The organism is Nocardiopsis alborubida (assembly GCF_012396365.1).
In the GTDB taxonomy this organism is placed as follows: domain Bacteria; phylum Actinomycetota; class Actinomycetes; order Streptosporangiales; family Streptosporangiaceae; genus Nocardiopsis; species Nocardiopsis alborubida.
This window is the reverse complement of sequence record NZ_JAAXPG010000018.1, coordinates 15,770-29,783: the sequence shown is the minus strand read 5'-3', so window position 1 is coordinate 29,783 and position 14,014 is coordinate 15,770. Positions and strand designations below refer to the sequence as shown.

Here is a 14,014-nt window from a genome sequence, read left to right as displayed (position 1 = left end):
TCGTCCGGCCGCGCCGCACCGCCCTCGGAGGGCCACGGAAAGCGGATGGGGCCTCAGAGCCGGACGGGCAGGCTGTCCAACCGCATCGCGCCCGGGATCCTCCCGGGCAGGGGCTCGCGGCCGGGTGCCGGGGACAGGCCGGGGTAGGCGGTCAGCAGGGACCCGACCGCCACCTCACCCTCCTGCCGGGCCAGGGCCGCGCCCAGGCAGTAGTGGATGCCGTGGCCGAAGCCCACGTGCGCCTCGCCGGGCCTGCCCTGGTGGCGGGTGATGTCGAACCGGTGCGGGTCGGGGTGGACCCTCGGGTCGCGGTTGGCGCCCGCCAGGACCGCGATCGCCCGCTCGCCCGCGGCCAGGCGGCCGCACCTGAGCTCGACGTCCTCGGCCGCGTACCGCGCCTTGGCGACCACGGCGGTGCCCCCGTAGCGGAGCATCTCGTGCACGGCGGAGGGCAGCAGCCCGGGGTCGTGCCGCAGGATCTCCCACTGGACCGGGTGGTCGAGCAGGGCCCGCACCCCGTTGCCCAGCAGGTGCGCGGTGGTCTCGTGCCCGGCGATGACGAGGGTGAACACCAGGGTGATCAGCTCGCTCTCGCTCAGGCGCCCGCCGTCCTCGTCGCGCGCCTTGACCAGGGCGCCGAGCAGGTCCTCGCTCGGCCGGGCCCGGCGCTCGGCGAGCATCCCCTCGATGTGGCCGATCATCTCGCCGAGCGTGTCGTTCATCAGCTCGGGCCTGGTGGGGTCGAACCTGGACAGCTGGTCGCTCCACGCCCGCCAGATCCCGCGGTCCTCCTCCGGAACGCCGACCAGGTCGCAGATGACCGCGATCGGCAGCGGGTAGGAGAAGTGCGGCATGAGGTCCACGACCCCGTCCCCGTCGGCGAGGTCGGGCAGCCGCGCGAGCAGGTCGTCGGTGATGCGCTGGACCGCGGGCCGCAGCTCGTTGACCCGGCGCACGGTGAAGGTGCGCGAGACCAGCTTGCGCAGCCGCGTGTGGTCGCCGCCGTCCTTGTCCAGGAGGGACTCGGTCAGGTAGGTGATCAGGTCGGGGCGGATGCCCAGTCCCCTGAGCGCGTCGGAGCGGGTGGCCTGGGCCCGCCCGCCCGACACGTTCGCGGGGTCCAGCACGAAGCGCCGGTCACTGAGGATGGTCCGCACGTCCTCGTCGTCGACGAAGAGGACGGCCTCCATCGTGTCCACGAAGAGGGCCGGTGCCGAGCCGCCGGCGGCCCGGACCCGGTCGATCACGGAGTGGGGGTCGGCGGTGAACTCGGGGGAGCGCAGGTCGATCAGTTCGTCGGACGGGGTCGCGGCTGTCATGGGCCCTCCTCTGGGGCTCAGGTGGAGCGTGTCGTCTGTTTCTGCCGGGTGATCTCCTCGTGCAGGCGCTCGTCCAGCGCGGAGAAGAGCGCCAGGGCCCTGTCCCGGGCCCGACGGGTGTCCTCCGGGGAGGCGTCCTGTTCCAGGAGCAGTCGGATGCTCCGGGCCATGAGCTCGGCGCGCGTGCCGTGGTCGGGCACGTGCATGCCCTGGCTCTCCAGCACCGGGGGTGTGACCAGGTGGCCCATGACCAGGGAGTTGTAGGCGTACAGCTGCTCGTCGGGGGCGCGGTCGGCGTTCAGCAGGCCGTGTTCGCGCAGGATGTCCCAGTAGGTCCGCAGCGCCCTCTGCCGCTCCCGGACGGTGTCGCCGACCAGGGAGGCCGCGTTCCGGGAGAGGTTGCCCAGGGACTCCGTGCCGTTGGAGAACAGCGCGCGGATGGTCGGCGAGTCCAGGTGGAACAGGTAGAGGGCGCGGGCGACCTCGCTGGGCCGGACGTTCTCGGGTGAGGCGTGCATGGAGTCCAGGATCCGGCGCAGCACGCCGAGCTGCGCCCGCATGACCACCGTGAGGAGAAGCGCCTCCTTGGTGGAGAAGTGCAGGTAGACGGTCCCCTTGCCGATCCTGGCCCGCCGGGCGACGTCCTCGATGGTGATCTTGCGGTGCCCCCAGGCGACCATCAGCTCCTCCGCCGCGTCCAGGATGCGGTCGGCGCGCAGTTCGCGCTCGCTGGCGGTCGGGGATGTGGATGGGGCCACGGTGTACTCCTGCGAGTCGAGGGCGTGCGAGGTGTCGCTGACCACGCGTGTTGACGCCGATGACCATATCCGCACCTCCCTCCCCTGACTGCTTGACCAGATTTCAAAACTGGTCACAAAGTCAAAGTAGGTCACCCGGGAGGCCGGGGCAAGGGTTTTCGGGAGGGAAAACGGGCCGGGGACGCGGGAGAGCGGGACAGGGGCCGCGGACCCGCGGAAAGGAAGGCGGGGGGAGTGTGGAAGGCGAACGGCCGGGCCCTTCGCGGGCCCGGCCGTCACGTGTGGGCGGGTGTGCGGCGGACGCGGACCCGCCGCGGGGTCAGCGCGCGGAGCGGGGCACCCAGGTCGACACGTCCACCAGCGCCTCGCCCGGCTCCTCCGAGGTTCCCGACAGGGCCCGCTCCACCTGGGCCAGGGCGCGTTCCACGAGGTCGGGGGAGTCGTGGGGGAGCCAGCGCACCCGCGGGTCGCGCCGGAACCACGACTCCTGGCGCCGGGCGAACCGGCGGGTGGCCTGGGCGGTGTCGGCCTTGGCCTCCTCCTCGGACAGGGCGCCGTCCAGCTGGGCGAGCGCCTGCGCGTAACCGAGTGCGCGCGAGGCGGTCCGGCCCTCGCGCAGCCCGAGCTCGTCCAGCTCGCGGACCTCCTCCAGCAGGCCCTGCTCCCACATGCGGTCCACACGGGTGCCGATGCGCTCGTCCAGCTCGGTGCGCGGAGCGGTCAGGCCGATCTGCGTGCACGGGTAGAAGGAGGTGTGGTCGGGCAGGTTCGCGGTGAACGGCTCCCCGGTCAGCTCGATGACCTCCAGGGCGCGCACGATCCGCCGCCCGTTGCCCGGCAGGATGGCACGGGCCGCCGCGGGGTCGGCCTCGGCCAGACGGGCGTGCAGGACGCCCGGGCCGACGTCGCCGAGCTCCGCCTCCAGGCGCGCGCGGACCGCGGGGTCGGTGCCGGGGAAGTTCAGGTGGTCCAGGACCGAGCGCACGTACAGGCCCGAACCGCCGACCAGGACGGGGAGGACGTCGCGGTCGGCGCACTGTTCGACGCGGTCGCGCGCCATGTCCTGGTAGCTGGCGACGTCCGCGGGTTCGCTGACCTCCCACACGTCGAGCAGGTGGTGGGGCACCCCGCGTCTCTCGGCGTCGGTGAGCTTGGCGGTGCCGATGTCCATGCCGCGGTAGAGCTGCATGGAGTCGGCGTTGATCACCTCGCCCCGGCGTCCCGTGCGCTCCTCCAGCCGCAGGGCCACCTCGACGGCCAGGTCCGACTTGCCCACAGCGGTCGGGCCGACGACCGCGATCACCTTGATCATTTCTCCAGCGTAGTCAGCCCCGGGCCCGGCCGGACCGTCGAGCGGCGGACGGGGGCGGTGGCCGTCCGCGCCTAGGATGGTCGGCATGCGATTCGCCAAGGGCCACGGAACAGAGAACGACTTCGTGATCCTCCCCGACCCCGACGGGGAGCTCGACCTCACGGAGGAGACCGTCCGCCTGCTGTGCGACCGCCGGGCCGGGATCGGCGGCGACGGCGTCCTGCGGGTGGTGCGCACGCGCGCCCTCGGTGAGGCCCTCGCCCCGGCGGCCCGCACGGCCGAGCGCTCCGAGTGGTTCATGGACTACCGCAACGCCGACGGCAGCGTCGCCGAGATGTGCGGCAACGGTGTGCGGGTGTTCGCCCGCTACCTGCTGCACGCGGGGCTCGTCGAGGGGGACCGCTTCGAGGTGGGCACCCGTGACGGGGCCAAGGGGGTCCAGGTGGAGGCCGACTGCGGCATCACCATAGACATGGGCCGGGTGGAGATGCAGGGAACCTCCTCCGCCAAGCTCGCCCGTCAGGTGGTGCACGGTGAGCAGATCTCCGTGGGCAACCCGCACCTGGCCTGCGAGGTGACCGTGCCGGTCGCCGAGGTGGACCTGGGCGAGCTGCCGGTGCTGGACGCGGAGGCCTTCCCCGCCGGGGCGAACGTCGAGGTGTACCGCGAGGTGTCTCCGGGCGTGCTGGAGATGCGCGTGTACGAGCGGGGTTCCGGGGAGACCCGCTCCTGCGGGACCGGGATCGTCGCCGCCGCCGCGGCCGCCACCCCCCGTGGGGAGAGCGCGACCTGGAGGGTGCGGGTCCTCGGAGGCGAGTGCACCGTTTTCCTGGACGCGGACGGTGCGAGGCTGAGCGGCCCGGCCGTCATCGTGGCCGAGGGTGAGACGGCCCTGGTGTAGTTCCCGCGGCGGCGTGCGCGGCGGTGCGGGACGGGCCCGGTGCCCGGCCGGTGTTCGCGCGACGCCGGCGGCCCCGCGCACCGGGCCGCCCGGACCGGCTTCTGCGCCCCCTGGGGCGGAGCGCCGGTCCGGGTTCCCGGCCGGGGCCGCCGGACGTCTCGCCTCAGCTCCCGGGGCGCGCGCCGACCTCCTCCACCCAGCCGGACCAGACGAAGGACCGGTAGGACGTGGTCACCGGCAGCTCCAGTCCGTGCTGGGCCAGGGAGCTCTCACCGCTTTCCTCCTCCAGTACGGTGGCGTCGCGGTAGAGCAGGTCCCCGGTGTCGGGGGCGAAGAGGTAGCGGTAGCGCGTCGTCTGGTCGGGCTCCGCGACCCGTACCTGGAAGAGCTCGCCCTCCCGTGCCAGGGGGTCGCGCGTGCTCCCCGCGTACTCGACGCCGGGAATCCCGGCCAGGACCCCCATGAGGGCCGCCTCCTCGGCCCCGTCCAGGGGGCGGTGGTCGTAGAGGTTGTTCAGGGCGTCGACGAGGGCGGCGTCGGTCGCGGGGTCCTCACCGCTCCAGGCGGCGAGGGCGTCGGCCATGGCCCCGGCCCCGGTGGGCAGCTCCTCGGGGAACAGCAGGACCGGGTCCAGCCTCTCCTCCACGTCCTCGGCCTGCCGGTCGAGGAACTCCCGGTGCTCCTCCGCGTCTCCGGTGGTGTCCTCGGCCGCGCCCGGGGCGCTGACCGCGCGGGTGTCGCCCTCGGGGCCCTGCCAGTGCTGCCACTGGTAGGGGATGAACCCCGCGCTGTGCAGGTCCTCGTCGCCGGGCTCCTCACCGGCGTAACTGGTGACGGAGAGCAGTTCCACCCCGGAGGAGGAGACGTAGGCGACGTCGCCCTCACCCGGGGCGTCACCGCCGTTGCGGGCGGCCTCGGCCAGTTCGAGCAGCCGCTGCTCACCGGGTTCGGGGGTGGAGCCGACCACCTCCAGGGGGGTGGGCGGCGCGGCGTAGGCGGCGGGGACGCCGACGGGGTCCCCCGAACCGGTGCCGAGGACGAGCACGGCGGCGGTGGCGGCCGCCGTGAGGGCGGCGGCGCCGGCCAGGGCCGGGGGGCGGAGCCACAGGGGGCGGCGGGCGGGGGTGTCGTTCATCAGGGCGATGGCCTTCGTCCGTGCGCGCTGGCGGTCGGCGTGGCCGACCGTCTCCCCGGCGCGCGGGTCTGTGTCGTTCAGGAGCGCGCGAAGCGCGGTGACGTCGTCCACGAGGCGTCCTTCCTGTCCTCGGCGGGGTGTGCGGTGTCGTCCATGAGCTCCTGGAGGCGCTTGCGGGCGCGGTGCAGCCGTCCGCGTGCGGTCACGGGTGAGCAGCCCACCACCTGCGCGGCCCCGCGGCTGCTCAGACCCTCCCAGGTCACGAGCATCACGAGCTCGCGGTCGGTGTCGGAGAGCCGGGCCAGGGCGCTCAGGGCCGTCTGGCGGCGGACGACCCGTTCGGCGTCGTCCTGGGAACCGCCCCAGACCTCCTCCGGGGGAGGGGGGACCTCACCGCGCTTCCTGACCTCGCGCAGCTTGGCGAGGGTGATACGGCGGGCGCAGGCGTACAGCCAGGGCAGTTCCCGGCCCACGGGCACCCCCGCCCGCCGCCGCCAGGCGACCGCGAAGGTCTCCGAGGCCACGTCGTCGGCCAGATCGGGGCCGACCCTGCGGCGGGCGTAGTCGTACACCGCGTCGTAGTACCGCTCGAACAGCGCGTCGAACGCCGTGTGCTCGGGTGGGTCGCCGTTGTTGTCGCGCACCATCGGCAGCTCCTCTCTCTCACCCCTTGTGTCGCCGGAGCGGCCGTTGTTCGAGGGGAGGACGGGAAAATCCCCGGAGCCCATGTGATGTGCGTCACTGTGGCGGTGGAGGTGCGGCTCAGCGGCGTCCCAGCAGCCGCCCGACGGTCAACCCTCGCAGCGAGGCGTCCAGCACCCGGGCGGTGTGGGTCACCGCGACCGGAGAACCCGCGCGCTCCATGGCGGACGCTATCTGGAGCGAGCACCCGGGATTCCCCGACACCAGGACGTCGGCGCCGGTGGAGGCCACGTCCCGCCCCTTGCGGTCGCCGAGTTCCTGGGCGGCCTCGGGCTTGAGCAGGTTGTACACCCCCGCCGAGCCGCAGCAGATCTCGCTGTTGGGCAGGTCGGACACGCGCAGTTCCGGGATGCCCGCGAGCAGGGCGCGGGGCGGACGGGTGACGCCCTGGCCGTGGGAGAGGTGGCACGCGTCGTGGTAGGCCGCGTGCAGGGGGAGGGGGTGGCGCTCCGCGCGCGGCCCCAGCTCCACCAGGAACTCGGTGAGGTCCGCGACCCGCTCGGACAGGGCGCGCCCCCGGCGCACCCAGGCCCGGTCCGCGCCCGCCTCGGCCAGGGTGCGGTCGAAGTGCTTCATGCTGGACCCGCACCCGGCCGAGTTGACCACGATCCGGTCCACCCGCTCGCGTTCGAACACCTCGACCAGGCTCCGGGCGAGGTCGGCCGACTCCTCCATCCGCCCGGCGTGCCCGGACAGGGCCCCGCAGCAGCCCTGGGCGCGGGGGATCACCACGTCGCAGCCCTCCAGGGCCAGCACCCGCGCGGTCGCGGTGTTGACCTCGGGGAAGAACGCCCCCTGCACACAGCCCACCAGCATGCCCACCCGGGCCCGCGCCCGTCCCACGGCGGGCAGCAGCTCCGGCAGCGCGGGAGGGGGCGACGACAGCGGCGGCGAGATCCGCTCCATGGTGGCCAGGGCGGGGGACATCCGTTCCAGCAGCCCCGTGCGCCGCACCAGCGAGGAGACGCCGCTGGCCTGGTAGGCGCGCAGCGGCCCGCGCAGCAGCCCCAGCCTGCGCCGGTACGGGAACAGCGCGAAGATCGCCCCGCGCAGCGCCCGCTCGCCCGCGGGCCGCTCGTGCTCCTTCTCCACCCGGTGCCGGGTGGAGTCGATGAGGGCGTCGTAGGCCACCCCCGACGGGCAGGCGGTCACGCACGCCAGGCATCCCAGGCAGTTGTCGAAGTGCCCGACCGCGGTCTCGGTCAGCACGTCCTCGGTGTGCGTCTGCGCCATCAGGTGGATCCGTCCGCGCGGCGAGTCCATCTCCTGGCCCCACAGCACGTTCGTGGGACAGGTGGGCAGGCAGAAACCGCAGTGGACGCAGTCGTTGAGCAGGTCGGAGAACAGCCGGTCGCGCTCGTCCGCGGTAGGTAGGTCGGTCACGGGCCCTCCCAGGGTGTTCGCACGTGTTCAGATGCCGCCCGCGAAGCGCCCGGGGGCCAGGCGGTGTCCGGGGTCGAGGGAGTCCTTGACCGCGCGCATCAGCGGCAGCCCGGGGACCTCCCCCCACAGGTCCACACCGGCGGCGTGGACGTGCGGTTCCGCGCGCAGCAGGGTCATCCTCCAGCCGGGAACCGAACGCACGCCGTCGAGCACGGCCGCCACCTCGGCGGCGTCGGTACCCGGTGGGAAGGACGCGTACAGCGCCCCCGCCCGGGCCGAGCCGCTGACGCCCGCGCCGGACAGCTCGTTCACCCGCACCGCGGCCCGGACGCTCTCGGCGGGCGGCACGGACACCAGGGCGAGCGTGCCCTCGGCGGGCAGTACGCCCCAGCCCTCGGGCAGGGCGTCGGCCACCTCGGGTTCCGTGCCAGCGGCCGCGGCGATCTCGTCCACCCGCGCCCCGACGCCGCCCGGGGTTCCCTCCAGCACCACCCGCAGACTGCCCGGAGGCCAGTCCAGTTCGACCGCCGCGGGCGTCGCCGTGCACCGGCGCAGCGCCGTCAGCAGGTGCTCGGCGTGCGCCGCGGAGGAAGCCGGGAGGGTCACCACGCGCAGGGCCCGGGGCAGCGGATGCAGGCGGAAGGCCACCGAGGCGATCACGCCCAGGGTGCCCAGGCCGCCGGTGTGCAGCTTGGCCAGGTCGTACCCGGCCACGTTCTTGACCACCCGGCCGCCGCTGCGCGCCACCACGCCGTCGGCGCGCACCACCGTCATCCCGATGACCAGGTCGCGCAGCGCACCGGTGAGCAGGCGGCGCGGACCGCTCACGCCCGTGGCCACCATCCCGCCCACGGTGCCGCCCGTGCGCACGGGGTCCGCCGACAGCCTCTGCCCGGCGGCGGCCAGCACGTCGTAGAGCTCGGCCACGGGGGTTCCCGCGCCCACCTCCACCACCAGGTCGCCCGCGATGTGCTCGGTCCACGACAGGTCGGCGGTGTCCACGAGCAGGTCCAGGCCGCGCGGGAGGCCGCCCCAGTCCAGGGCCGTGCCCCCGCCGCGCGCGACGACGGCCAGCCCCTCCCGGGCGGCGGACGCCATGACCCGGCCCAGACCCCGGGTGTCGGCCGGACGCGCCACGCGCGCGGGGACGAGGCCGCCCACCGCGTCGGCGCCGGTCCCTTCCCGCAGGGCGCCGTCCCTGGCGTCCGGTCCCTCGACGAGTGTCACGTGTTCTCCCCCGTGCTCGCGGTCCGTCCGCGCCTCAGAACTGCTCGGCCTTTCCCGCCTCCACCAGCGGGTGCACCCCCGTGCGCACCCCGGGCCGCTCGCCGCACAGGCGCGGGGTGGGCAGCAGCTTGTCCGGGTTGGCGAGCCCGCCGGGATCCAGGGCCCGGCGGAACAGGTCGAAGGTGGCCAGGTCGTCGGGGCCGTACATGCGCGGCATCTTGCACGCCTTGTCCACGCCCACCCCGTGCTCGCCGGTGATGGAGCCGCCGTGCTCGATGCACAGGTCGAGGATGGCGCCGGAGACCTCCTCCGCCCGCTCCGCCGCGCCCGGCTCCGCGTCGTCGAAGAGCACGAGCGGGTGCAGGTTGCCGTCCCCGGCGTGGAAGACGTTGGCGACGCGGATGCCCGAGGCCGCCGACAGCTCGGTGATGCGCCGCAGCACCTCGGGCAGGGCCGTGCGCGGGACGACGCCGTCCTGGACGATGTAGGCGGGGCTGATCCGGCCGACGGCGGCGAAGGCCGACTTGCGGCCCTTCCAGATCCGGGCGCGCTCGTCGGCGTCGCTGGCGGCGCGGGTCTCGAAGGCGCCCGCCTCCGCGCACAGCCGGGTGACCTCGGCGAGCTGGGCCTCGACCTCCGCCGCGGGCCCGTCCAGCTCCACGACCAGCACGGCCGCGGCGCCCTCGGGGTAGTCGCAGGCCACAGCCCTCTCGGCGGCCTCGATGGCCAGCGCGTCCATCATCTCCACGGCCGAGGGCAGCACCCCGGCGGAGATGATGGAGCTGACCGCCCGGCCGCCCGCGTCCATCGAGGTGAACGCCGACAGCAGTGTGACGGTGCGCTCCGGGGACCGGGTGAGGCCCACGGTGATCCGGGTGGCCACGCCCAGGGTGCCCTCGGAGCCGATGAAGGCCCCGACGAGGTCGTAGCCGTGCGCACCGGGGTTCTTGCCGCCCAGGCTCACCTGCTCGCCGGCGGGCGTGACGATGTCCAGGCCGCGCACGTGGTTGACGGTGAACCCGTACTTGAGGCAGTGGGCGCCGCCGGAGTTCTCGGCGACGTTGCCGCCCACGGAGCACACCTGCTGGCTGGAGGGGTCGGGCGCGTAGTAGTAGCCGTGGGGCGCGGCGGCGCGGGTGACGTCCAGGTTGGCCACACCGGGTTCGACGACCGCGCACTCGTTCTCGACGTCGATCTCCAGGATGCGGCGCATGCGCGAGGTGACCAGCAGGACGCCCTCGGCGCGGGGGAGCGCTCCCCCGGACAGGCCGGTGCCCGCGCCGCGCGGGACGAAGGGCACGCCGTTCTCGGCGCACAGGCGTACGACGGCGGCGACCTGGTCGGCGGTGGTGGGCAGTACCACGACGCCGGGGAGGGCGCGGTGGTGGGGCAGCCCGTCGCTCTCGTAGGTGCGGCGCTGGGCGGTGTCGGTGAGCACGCCGTCCTCGCCGCAGATCCGGCGCAGGCGCGGGACGAGCCCGGCCACGGCCGCCTGCGCCTCCTCGGTCTCGGACATGGGCGCCTCCCGGTTCCACCTGCGCGGACACGGACGGTCCCGCCCGTTTCCGGACGCGACCTCGCAAGGTGAACGTACGACTGCACCCCTCGCGCATGCAAGGGGTGCAGTGGAAGTTGTCTTCCGTCTTATGAAATTAGCGTCGGGCTACGGCATGCGCTCGTAGGCGGGCAGGGTCAGGAAGTCGACGTACTCGTCGGCCAGGGCCACCTCGGTGAACAGCTCACCTGCCTGCTGGTACAGGTTCTCGTCGAAGTCGGCGCCCAGCTGCTCGCGGATGGCGGCGAGCTCCTCGTCGATGATCTCCCTGACCAGCTCGGCGGTGACCTTGGGGCCGTTGTCGAGCGTGATGTCGTTGTGCAGCCACTGCCAGACCTGGGAGCGGGAGATCTCGGCGGTCGCGGCGTCCTCCATGAGGTTGTGGATGGCCACCGCGCCGTTGCCGCCCATCCACGTCGCCAGGTACTGCAGGGCGACGTTGACGTTGCCGCGCAGGCCCGCGAGGGTGACGCCGCCCGGGGTCCTGTCCACGGCCAGCAGGTCCTCGGCCGAGACCTCGACCTCGGGGCGCTGCTTGTCGATCTGGTTCGGGCGCTCGCCCAGGACGCCGTCGAAGACCTCCATGGCCACCGGGACCAGACCCGGGTGGGCGACCCAGGAGCCGTCGAAGCCGTCGCCGGACTCGCGGGACTTGTCGTCGCGCACCTTGGCGAAGGCGGTCCTGTTGACCTCCTCGTCCTTGCGGGAGGGGATGAAGGCCGCCATGCCGCCGATGGCGTGGGCGCCGCGCTTGTGGCAGGTCTTGACCAGCAGCTCGGTGTAGGCGCGCATCATGGGGGCGGTCATCGTGACGGCGTTGCGCTCGGGCAGCAGGAACCTGCGGCCGCGGGTGCGGTGCGTCTTGATGATGCTGAACAGGTAGTCCCAGCGTCCCGCGTTGAGGCCCGCGGAGTGCTCGCGCAGCTCGTAGAGGATCTCCTCCATCTCGAACGCGGCCGGGATGGTCTCGATGAGGCAGGTCGCGCGGATGGTGCCGCGCGGGATGCCCAGGCGCTCCTGGGCCAGGACGAAGACGTCGTTCCACAGGCGCGCCTCGAGGTGGCTCTGCATCTTGGGCAGGTAGAAGTAGGGGCCCCTGCCCTTGTCGATCTGGCGCTGTGCGCAGTGGAAGAAGTAGAGCGCGAAGTCCAGCAGGCCGCCGCTGACGCGCTGGCCGTCCACGAGGACGTGCTTCTCGTCCAGGTGCCAGCCGCGCGGGCGCACGACGACGGTGGCGAGCTCGCCGTCCTCCTTCAGGGCGTAGGTCTTGCCCTGGGGGGAGGTGAAGTCGATGGTGCGGTCGAGGGCGTCGCGCAGGTTGAGCTGGCCCCCGATCATGTTCTCCCACAGCGGGGTGTTGGCGTCCTCGAAGTCGGCCAGCCACACCTTGGCGCCGGAGTTGAGCGCGTTGATGGTCATCTTGCGGTCGGTGGGGCCGGTGATCTCCACGCGGCGGTCCGTGATGCCCGGGGCGGGAGGGGCGACCCGCCAGCTGTCGTCCTCGCGGATGTGCTTGGTCTCGGGGAGGAAGTCGAGGTCGGCCCCGGCCGAGATCTGCTCCTGCCTGGTCACGCGCGCTTCGAGGAGCTCCTGGCGGCGCTCCTCGAAGGTGCGGTGCAGTTCGGCGACGAGGGCGAGGGCGTCCTCTGTGAGGATCTCGTCGAACCGTTCGTGGAGGGGGCCGGTGATCTCGACCCCGTGCGTGGCGCCCATGGAAAACCTTCCGCAATACGAAATAAGCTTCTGGTATGTGGAAAACGAAGCTACCGTCCGGTTCGCGGACGGTCAACGTCGCGCGTGTCTCACTGACCGGCGAGTTTCCCTGGATGGGAAGGTCTCAAGAACTTCTCCCGCGACTTCCGTACCCGTCGTCGGGGCGGGTGCGGGGCGTGTCCCGGGTTCCGTGGAGTGTCGTGCCCGCCGTGCCCTGCGATAATTCAGATGCCCTCGCGGAGGCGAGATGTCACCATCGACAGGGCACCCGCCGCCGTCCGGTCGCGGGAAGAATCGCGGCGGCGGCCACGTTGACCCACCTGGAGGGATATGAATACAGCTGACACCCGCGGAAGCGTCCACGACGGCCACGAGGCCGAGGACGCGTTCCGCGAGGCGATCACCGTCGGGGACGGGGTCGACGCACACGACGCGTCCCGCGAGGCCGGAGCCACCGGCGGAGACCGCTACGACGACCCGGACAACACCCCCGACCAGGGTGAGATGGAGCTCGCCGAGCGCCACGCGCTGCGCCGTGTTCCGGGACTGTCCACCGAACTCACCGACGTCACCGAGGTCGAGTACCGCTCCCTGAGGCTGGAGCGCGTCATCCTCATCGGCGTGTGGACCAGCGGCTCCCAGGCCGACGCGGACAACTCGCTCACCGAGCTCGCCGCCCTGTCCGAGACCGCGGGCGCGCTCGTGCTGGAGGGGGTCACCCAGCGCCGGTCCAAGCCCGACCCCGCCACCTACGTCGGCAAGGGCAAGGCCGCCGAACTGCGCGACATCGTGGAGGCCACCGGCGCCGACACCGTGATCTGCGACGGGGAGCTCACGCCCGGCCAGCTGCGCCAGCTGGAGGACGTGGTCAAGGTCAAGGTGATCGACCGCACGGCCCTGATCCTGGACATCTTCGCCCAGCACGCGCGCAGCAGCGAGGGCAAGGCCCAGGTCGAACTGGCCCAGCTCAGCTACCTGCTGCCGCGACTGCGCGGCTGGGGTGACGCCCTGTCCCGTCAGGCGGGCGGCTCCGGCGGCGGTGGCGCGGGCGGCGGCGTGGGCCTGCGCGGCCCGGGTGAGACCAAGATCGAGACCGACCGCCGGCGCATCAACGACAAGATGGCCAAGCTGCGCCGCCAGCTCGCCCACATGCGCACCGCACGCGACGTCAAGCGCGACGTCCGGCGCACCCGCGCGGTGCCGTCCGTGGCCATCGCCGGGTACACCAACGCGGGCAAGTCGAGCCTGCTCAACCGGCTGACCGGCGCGGGGGTCCTGGTCGAGAACGCCCTGTTCGCCACCCTGGACCCGACCGTGCGCCAGGCCCGCACGCCCGACGGCCGCGGGTTCACGCTCAGCGACACCGTCGGCTTCGTCCGACACCTGCCGCACCAGCTGGTGGAGGCCTTCCGCTCCACCCTGGAGGAGGTCGCCGACTCCGACCTGGTCCTGCACGTGGTCGACGGATCCCACCCCGACCCCGAGAGCCAGATCAGCGCGGTCCGGCACGTCTTCGCCGACATCGACGCCGGTGACGTGCCCGAACTCATCGTGGTCAACAAGGTGGACGCCGCCGACCCCGACGTGCTCAAGGTGATGCGCACCCGCTACCCGGACATGGTCGAGGTGTCGGCGCGCACCGGCGAGGGCGTCCCCGCCCTGGTGGAGGCGGTCGCCGCGGCGCTGCCCGAGCTGGCGCACGAGGTGCGGGCGCTCGTCCCGTACTCGCGGGGCGACCTCATCGCCCGGATCCACGAGGAGGGGCGCATCCTCAGCGAGGAGCACACCGCCGAGGGCACGGCGATCCACGCCTTCGTCCCGGCCCTGCTCGCGGGCAGACTCGACGAGTACACGCCCAGCACGGCCTGAGGCACGCGCGGTCCGCCGCGCACGGCCGGGGTGCCCAGACGGGGGCGCCCCGGCCTCGCCGTGTCCCGGGGACACGGGCGCCGACGCGGCGCACGCGCGTCCCCGCTCGGACGGCGCACGCGAACACCCAGCTCACCGCG

11 protein-coding genes are annotated in these 14,014 nt (G+C 73.3%); 2 read left to right on the top strand and 9 right to left on the bottom strand.

What is annotated here, in order from left to right:
* Window positions 1-53: 53 nt before the first annotated feature.
* The 3 genes from HGB44_RS19075 to miaA form a co-directional block, all read right to left on the bottom strand.
* Window positions 54-1,319 carry a cytochrome P450 family protein gene (locus HGB44_RS19075; protein WP_061082535.1) on the bottom strand — a complete coding sequence of 422 codons (1,266 nt, stop codon included), beginning with the start codon at window positions 1,317-1,319 and terminating at the stop codon, window positions 54-56.
* A gap of 17 nt (window positions 1,320-1,336) precedes the next feature.
* Complete coding sequence (locus HGB44_RS19070) at window positions 1,337-2,122, bottom strand: TetR/AcrR family transcriptional regulator (protein WP_061082534.1); 786 nt, start codon at window positions 2,120-2,122, stop codon at window positions 1,337-1,339.
* A gap of 274 nt (window positions 2,123-2,396) precedes the next feature.
* Window positions 2,397-3,389, bottom strand: coding sequence for a tRNA (adenosine(37)-N6)-dimethylallyltransferase MiaA (gene miaA, locus HGB44_RS19065; protein WP_061082533.1), 993 nt, complete (start codon window positions 3,387-3,389; stop codon window positions 2,397-2,399).
* A 76-nt stretch (window positions 3,390-3,465) separates the two neighbouring features.
* Here miaA and dapF point away from each other — a divergent pair, with 76 nt between their 5' ends.
* Window positions 3,466-4,290 carry a diaminopimelate epimerase gene (gene dapF, locus HGB44_RS19060; RefSeq protein ID WP_082768541.1) on the top strand — a complete coding sequence of 275 codons (825 nt, stop codon included), beginning with the start codon at window positions 3,466-3,468 and terminating at the stop codon, window positions 4,288-4,290.
* 163 nt (window positions 4,291-4,453) lie between these two features.
* On the opposite strand, the gene HGB44_RS19055 is transcribed toward dapF, so the two are convergent.
* The 6 genes from HGB44_RS19055 to aceB form a co-directional block, all read right to left on the bottom strand.
* Complete coding sequence (locus tag HGB44_RS19055; protein WP_061082532.1) at window positions 4,454-5,536, bottom strand: CU044_5270 family protein; 1,083 nt, start codon at window positions 5,534-5,536, stop codon at window positions 4,454-4,456.
* A complete protein-coding gene (locus tag HGB44_RS19050; protein WP_061082531.1) occupies window positions 5,503-6,072 on the bottom strand; it encodes an RNA polymerase sigma factor in 570 nt (189 codons plus the stop codon). The genes HGB44_RS19055 and HGB44_RS19050 overlap by 34 nt, the downstream gene beginning before the upstream one ends.
* Window positions 6,073-6,187: 115 nt before the next feature.
* Window positions 6,188-7,510 (bottom strand): (Fe-S)-binding protein, encoded by a 1,323-nt coding sequence (locus tag HGB44_RS19045; protein ID WP_061082530.1) that lies wholly within the window; start codon window positions 7,508-7,510, stop codon window positions 6,188-6,190.
* A gap of 27 nt (window positions 7,511-7,537) precedes the next feature.
* A complete protein-coding gene (locus HGB44_RS19040) occupies window positions 7,538-8,737 on the bottom strand; it encodes an FAD-binding oxidoreductase (RefSeq protein ID WP_061082529.1) in 1,200 nt (399 codons plus the stop codon).
* Between the two features lie 34 nt (window positions 8,738-8,771).
* Entirely contained in the window at window positions 8,772-10,253 is a 1,482-nt protein-coding gene (locus HGB44_RS19035) for an FAD-linked oxidase C-terminal domain-containing protein (RefSeq protein ID WP_061082528.1), read from the bottom strand.
* Between the two features lie 147 nt (window positions 10,254-10,400).
* Window positions 10,401-12,005 carry a malate synthase A gene (gene aceB / locus HGB44_RS19030; protein WP_061082527.1) on the bottom strand — a complete coding sequence of 535 codons (1,605 nt, stop codon included), beginning with the start codon at window positions 12,003-12,005 and terminating at the stop codon, window positions 10,401-10,403.
* A gap of 330 nt (window positions 12,006-12,335) precedes the next feature.
* Between aceB and hflX the strand changes: the two genes are divergently transcribed.
* A complete protein-coding gene (gene hflX / locus HGB44_RS19025; protein ID WP_061082526.1) occupies window positions 12,336-13,874 on the top strand; it encodes a GTPase HflX in 1,539 nt (512 codons plus the stop codon).
* The last annotated feature ends 140 nt before the right edge of the window (window positions 13,875-14,014 follow it).

Coding starts and splice junctions, on each gene's coding strand:
- HGB44_RS19035 (WP_061082528.1), bottom strand. CDS start 10,253: ATGTCCGAGACCGAGGAGGCGCAGGCGGCCGTGGCCGGGCTCGTCCCG.
- hflX (WP_061082526.1), top strand. CDS start 12,336: ATGAATACAGCTGACACCCGCGGAAGCGTCCACGACGGCCACGAGGCC.
- miaA (WP_061082533.1), bottom strand. CDS start 3,389: ATGATCAAGGTGATCGCGGTCGTCGGCCCGACCGCTGTGGGCAAGTCG.
- dapF (WP_082768541.1), top strand. CDS start 3,466: ATGGTCGGCATGCGATTCGCCAAGGGCCACGGAACAGAGAACGACTTC.
- HGB44_RS19050 (WP_061082531.1), bottom strand. CDS start 6,072: ATGGTGCGCGACAACAACGGCGACCCACCCGAGCACACGGCGTTCGAC.
- aceB (WP_061082527.1), bottom strand. CDS start 12,005: ATGGGCGCCACGCACGGGGTCGAGATCACCGGCCCCCTCCACGAACGG.
- HGB44_RS19075 (WP_061082535.1), bottom strand. CDS start 1,319: ATGACAGCCGCGACCCCGTCCGACGAACTGATCGACCTGCGCTCCCCC.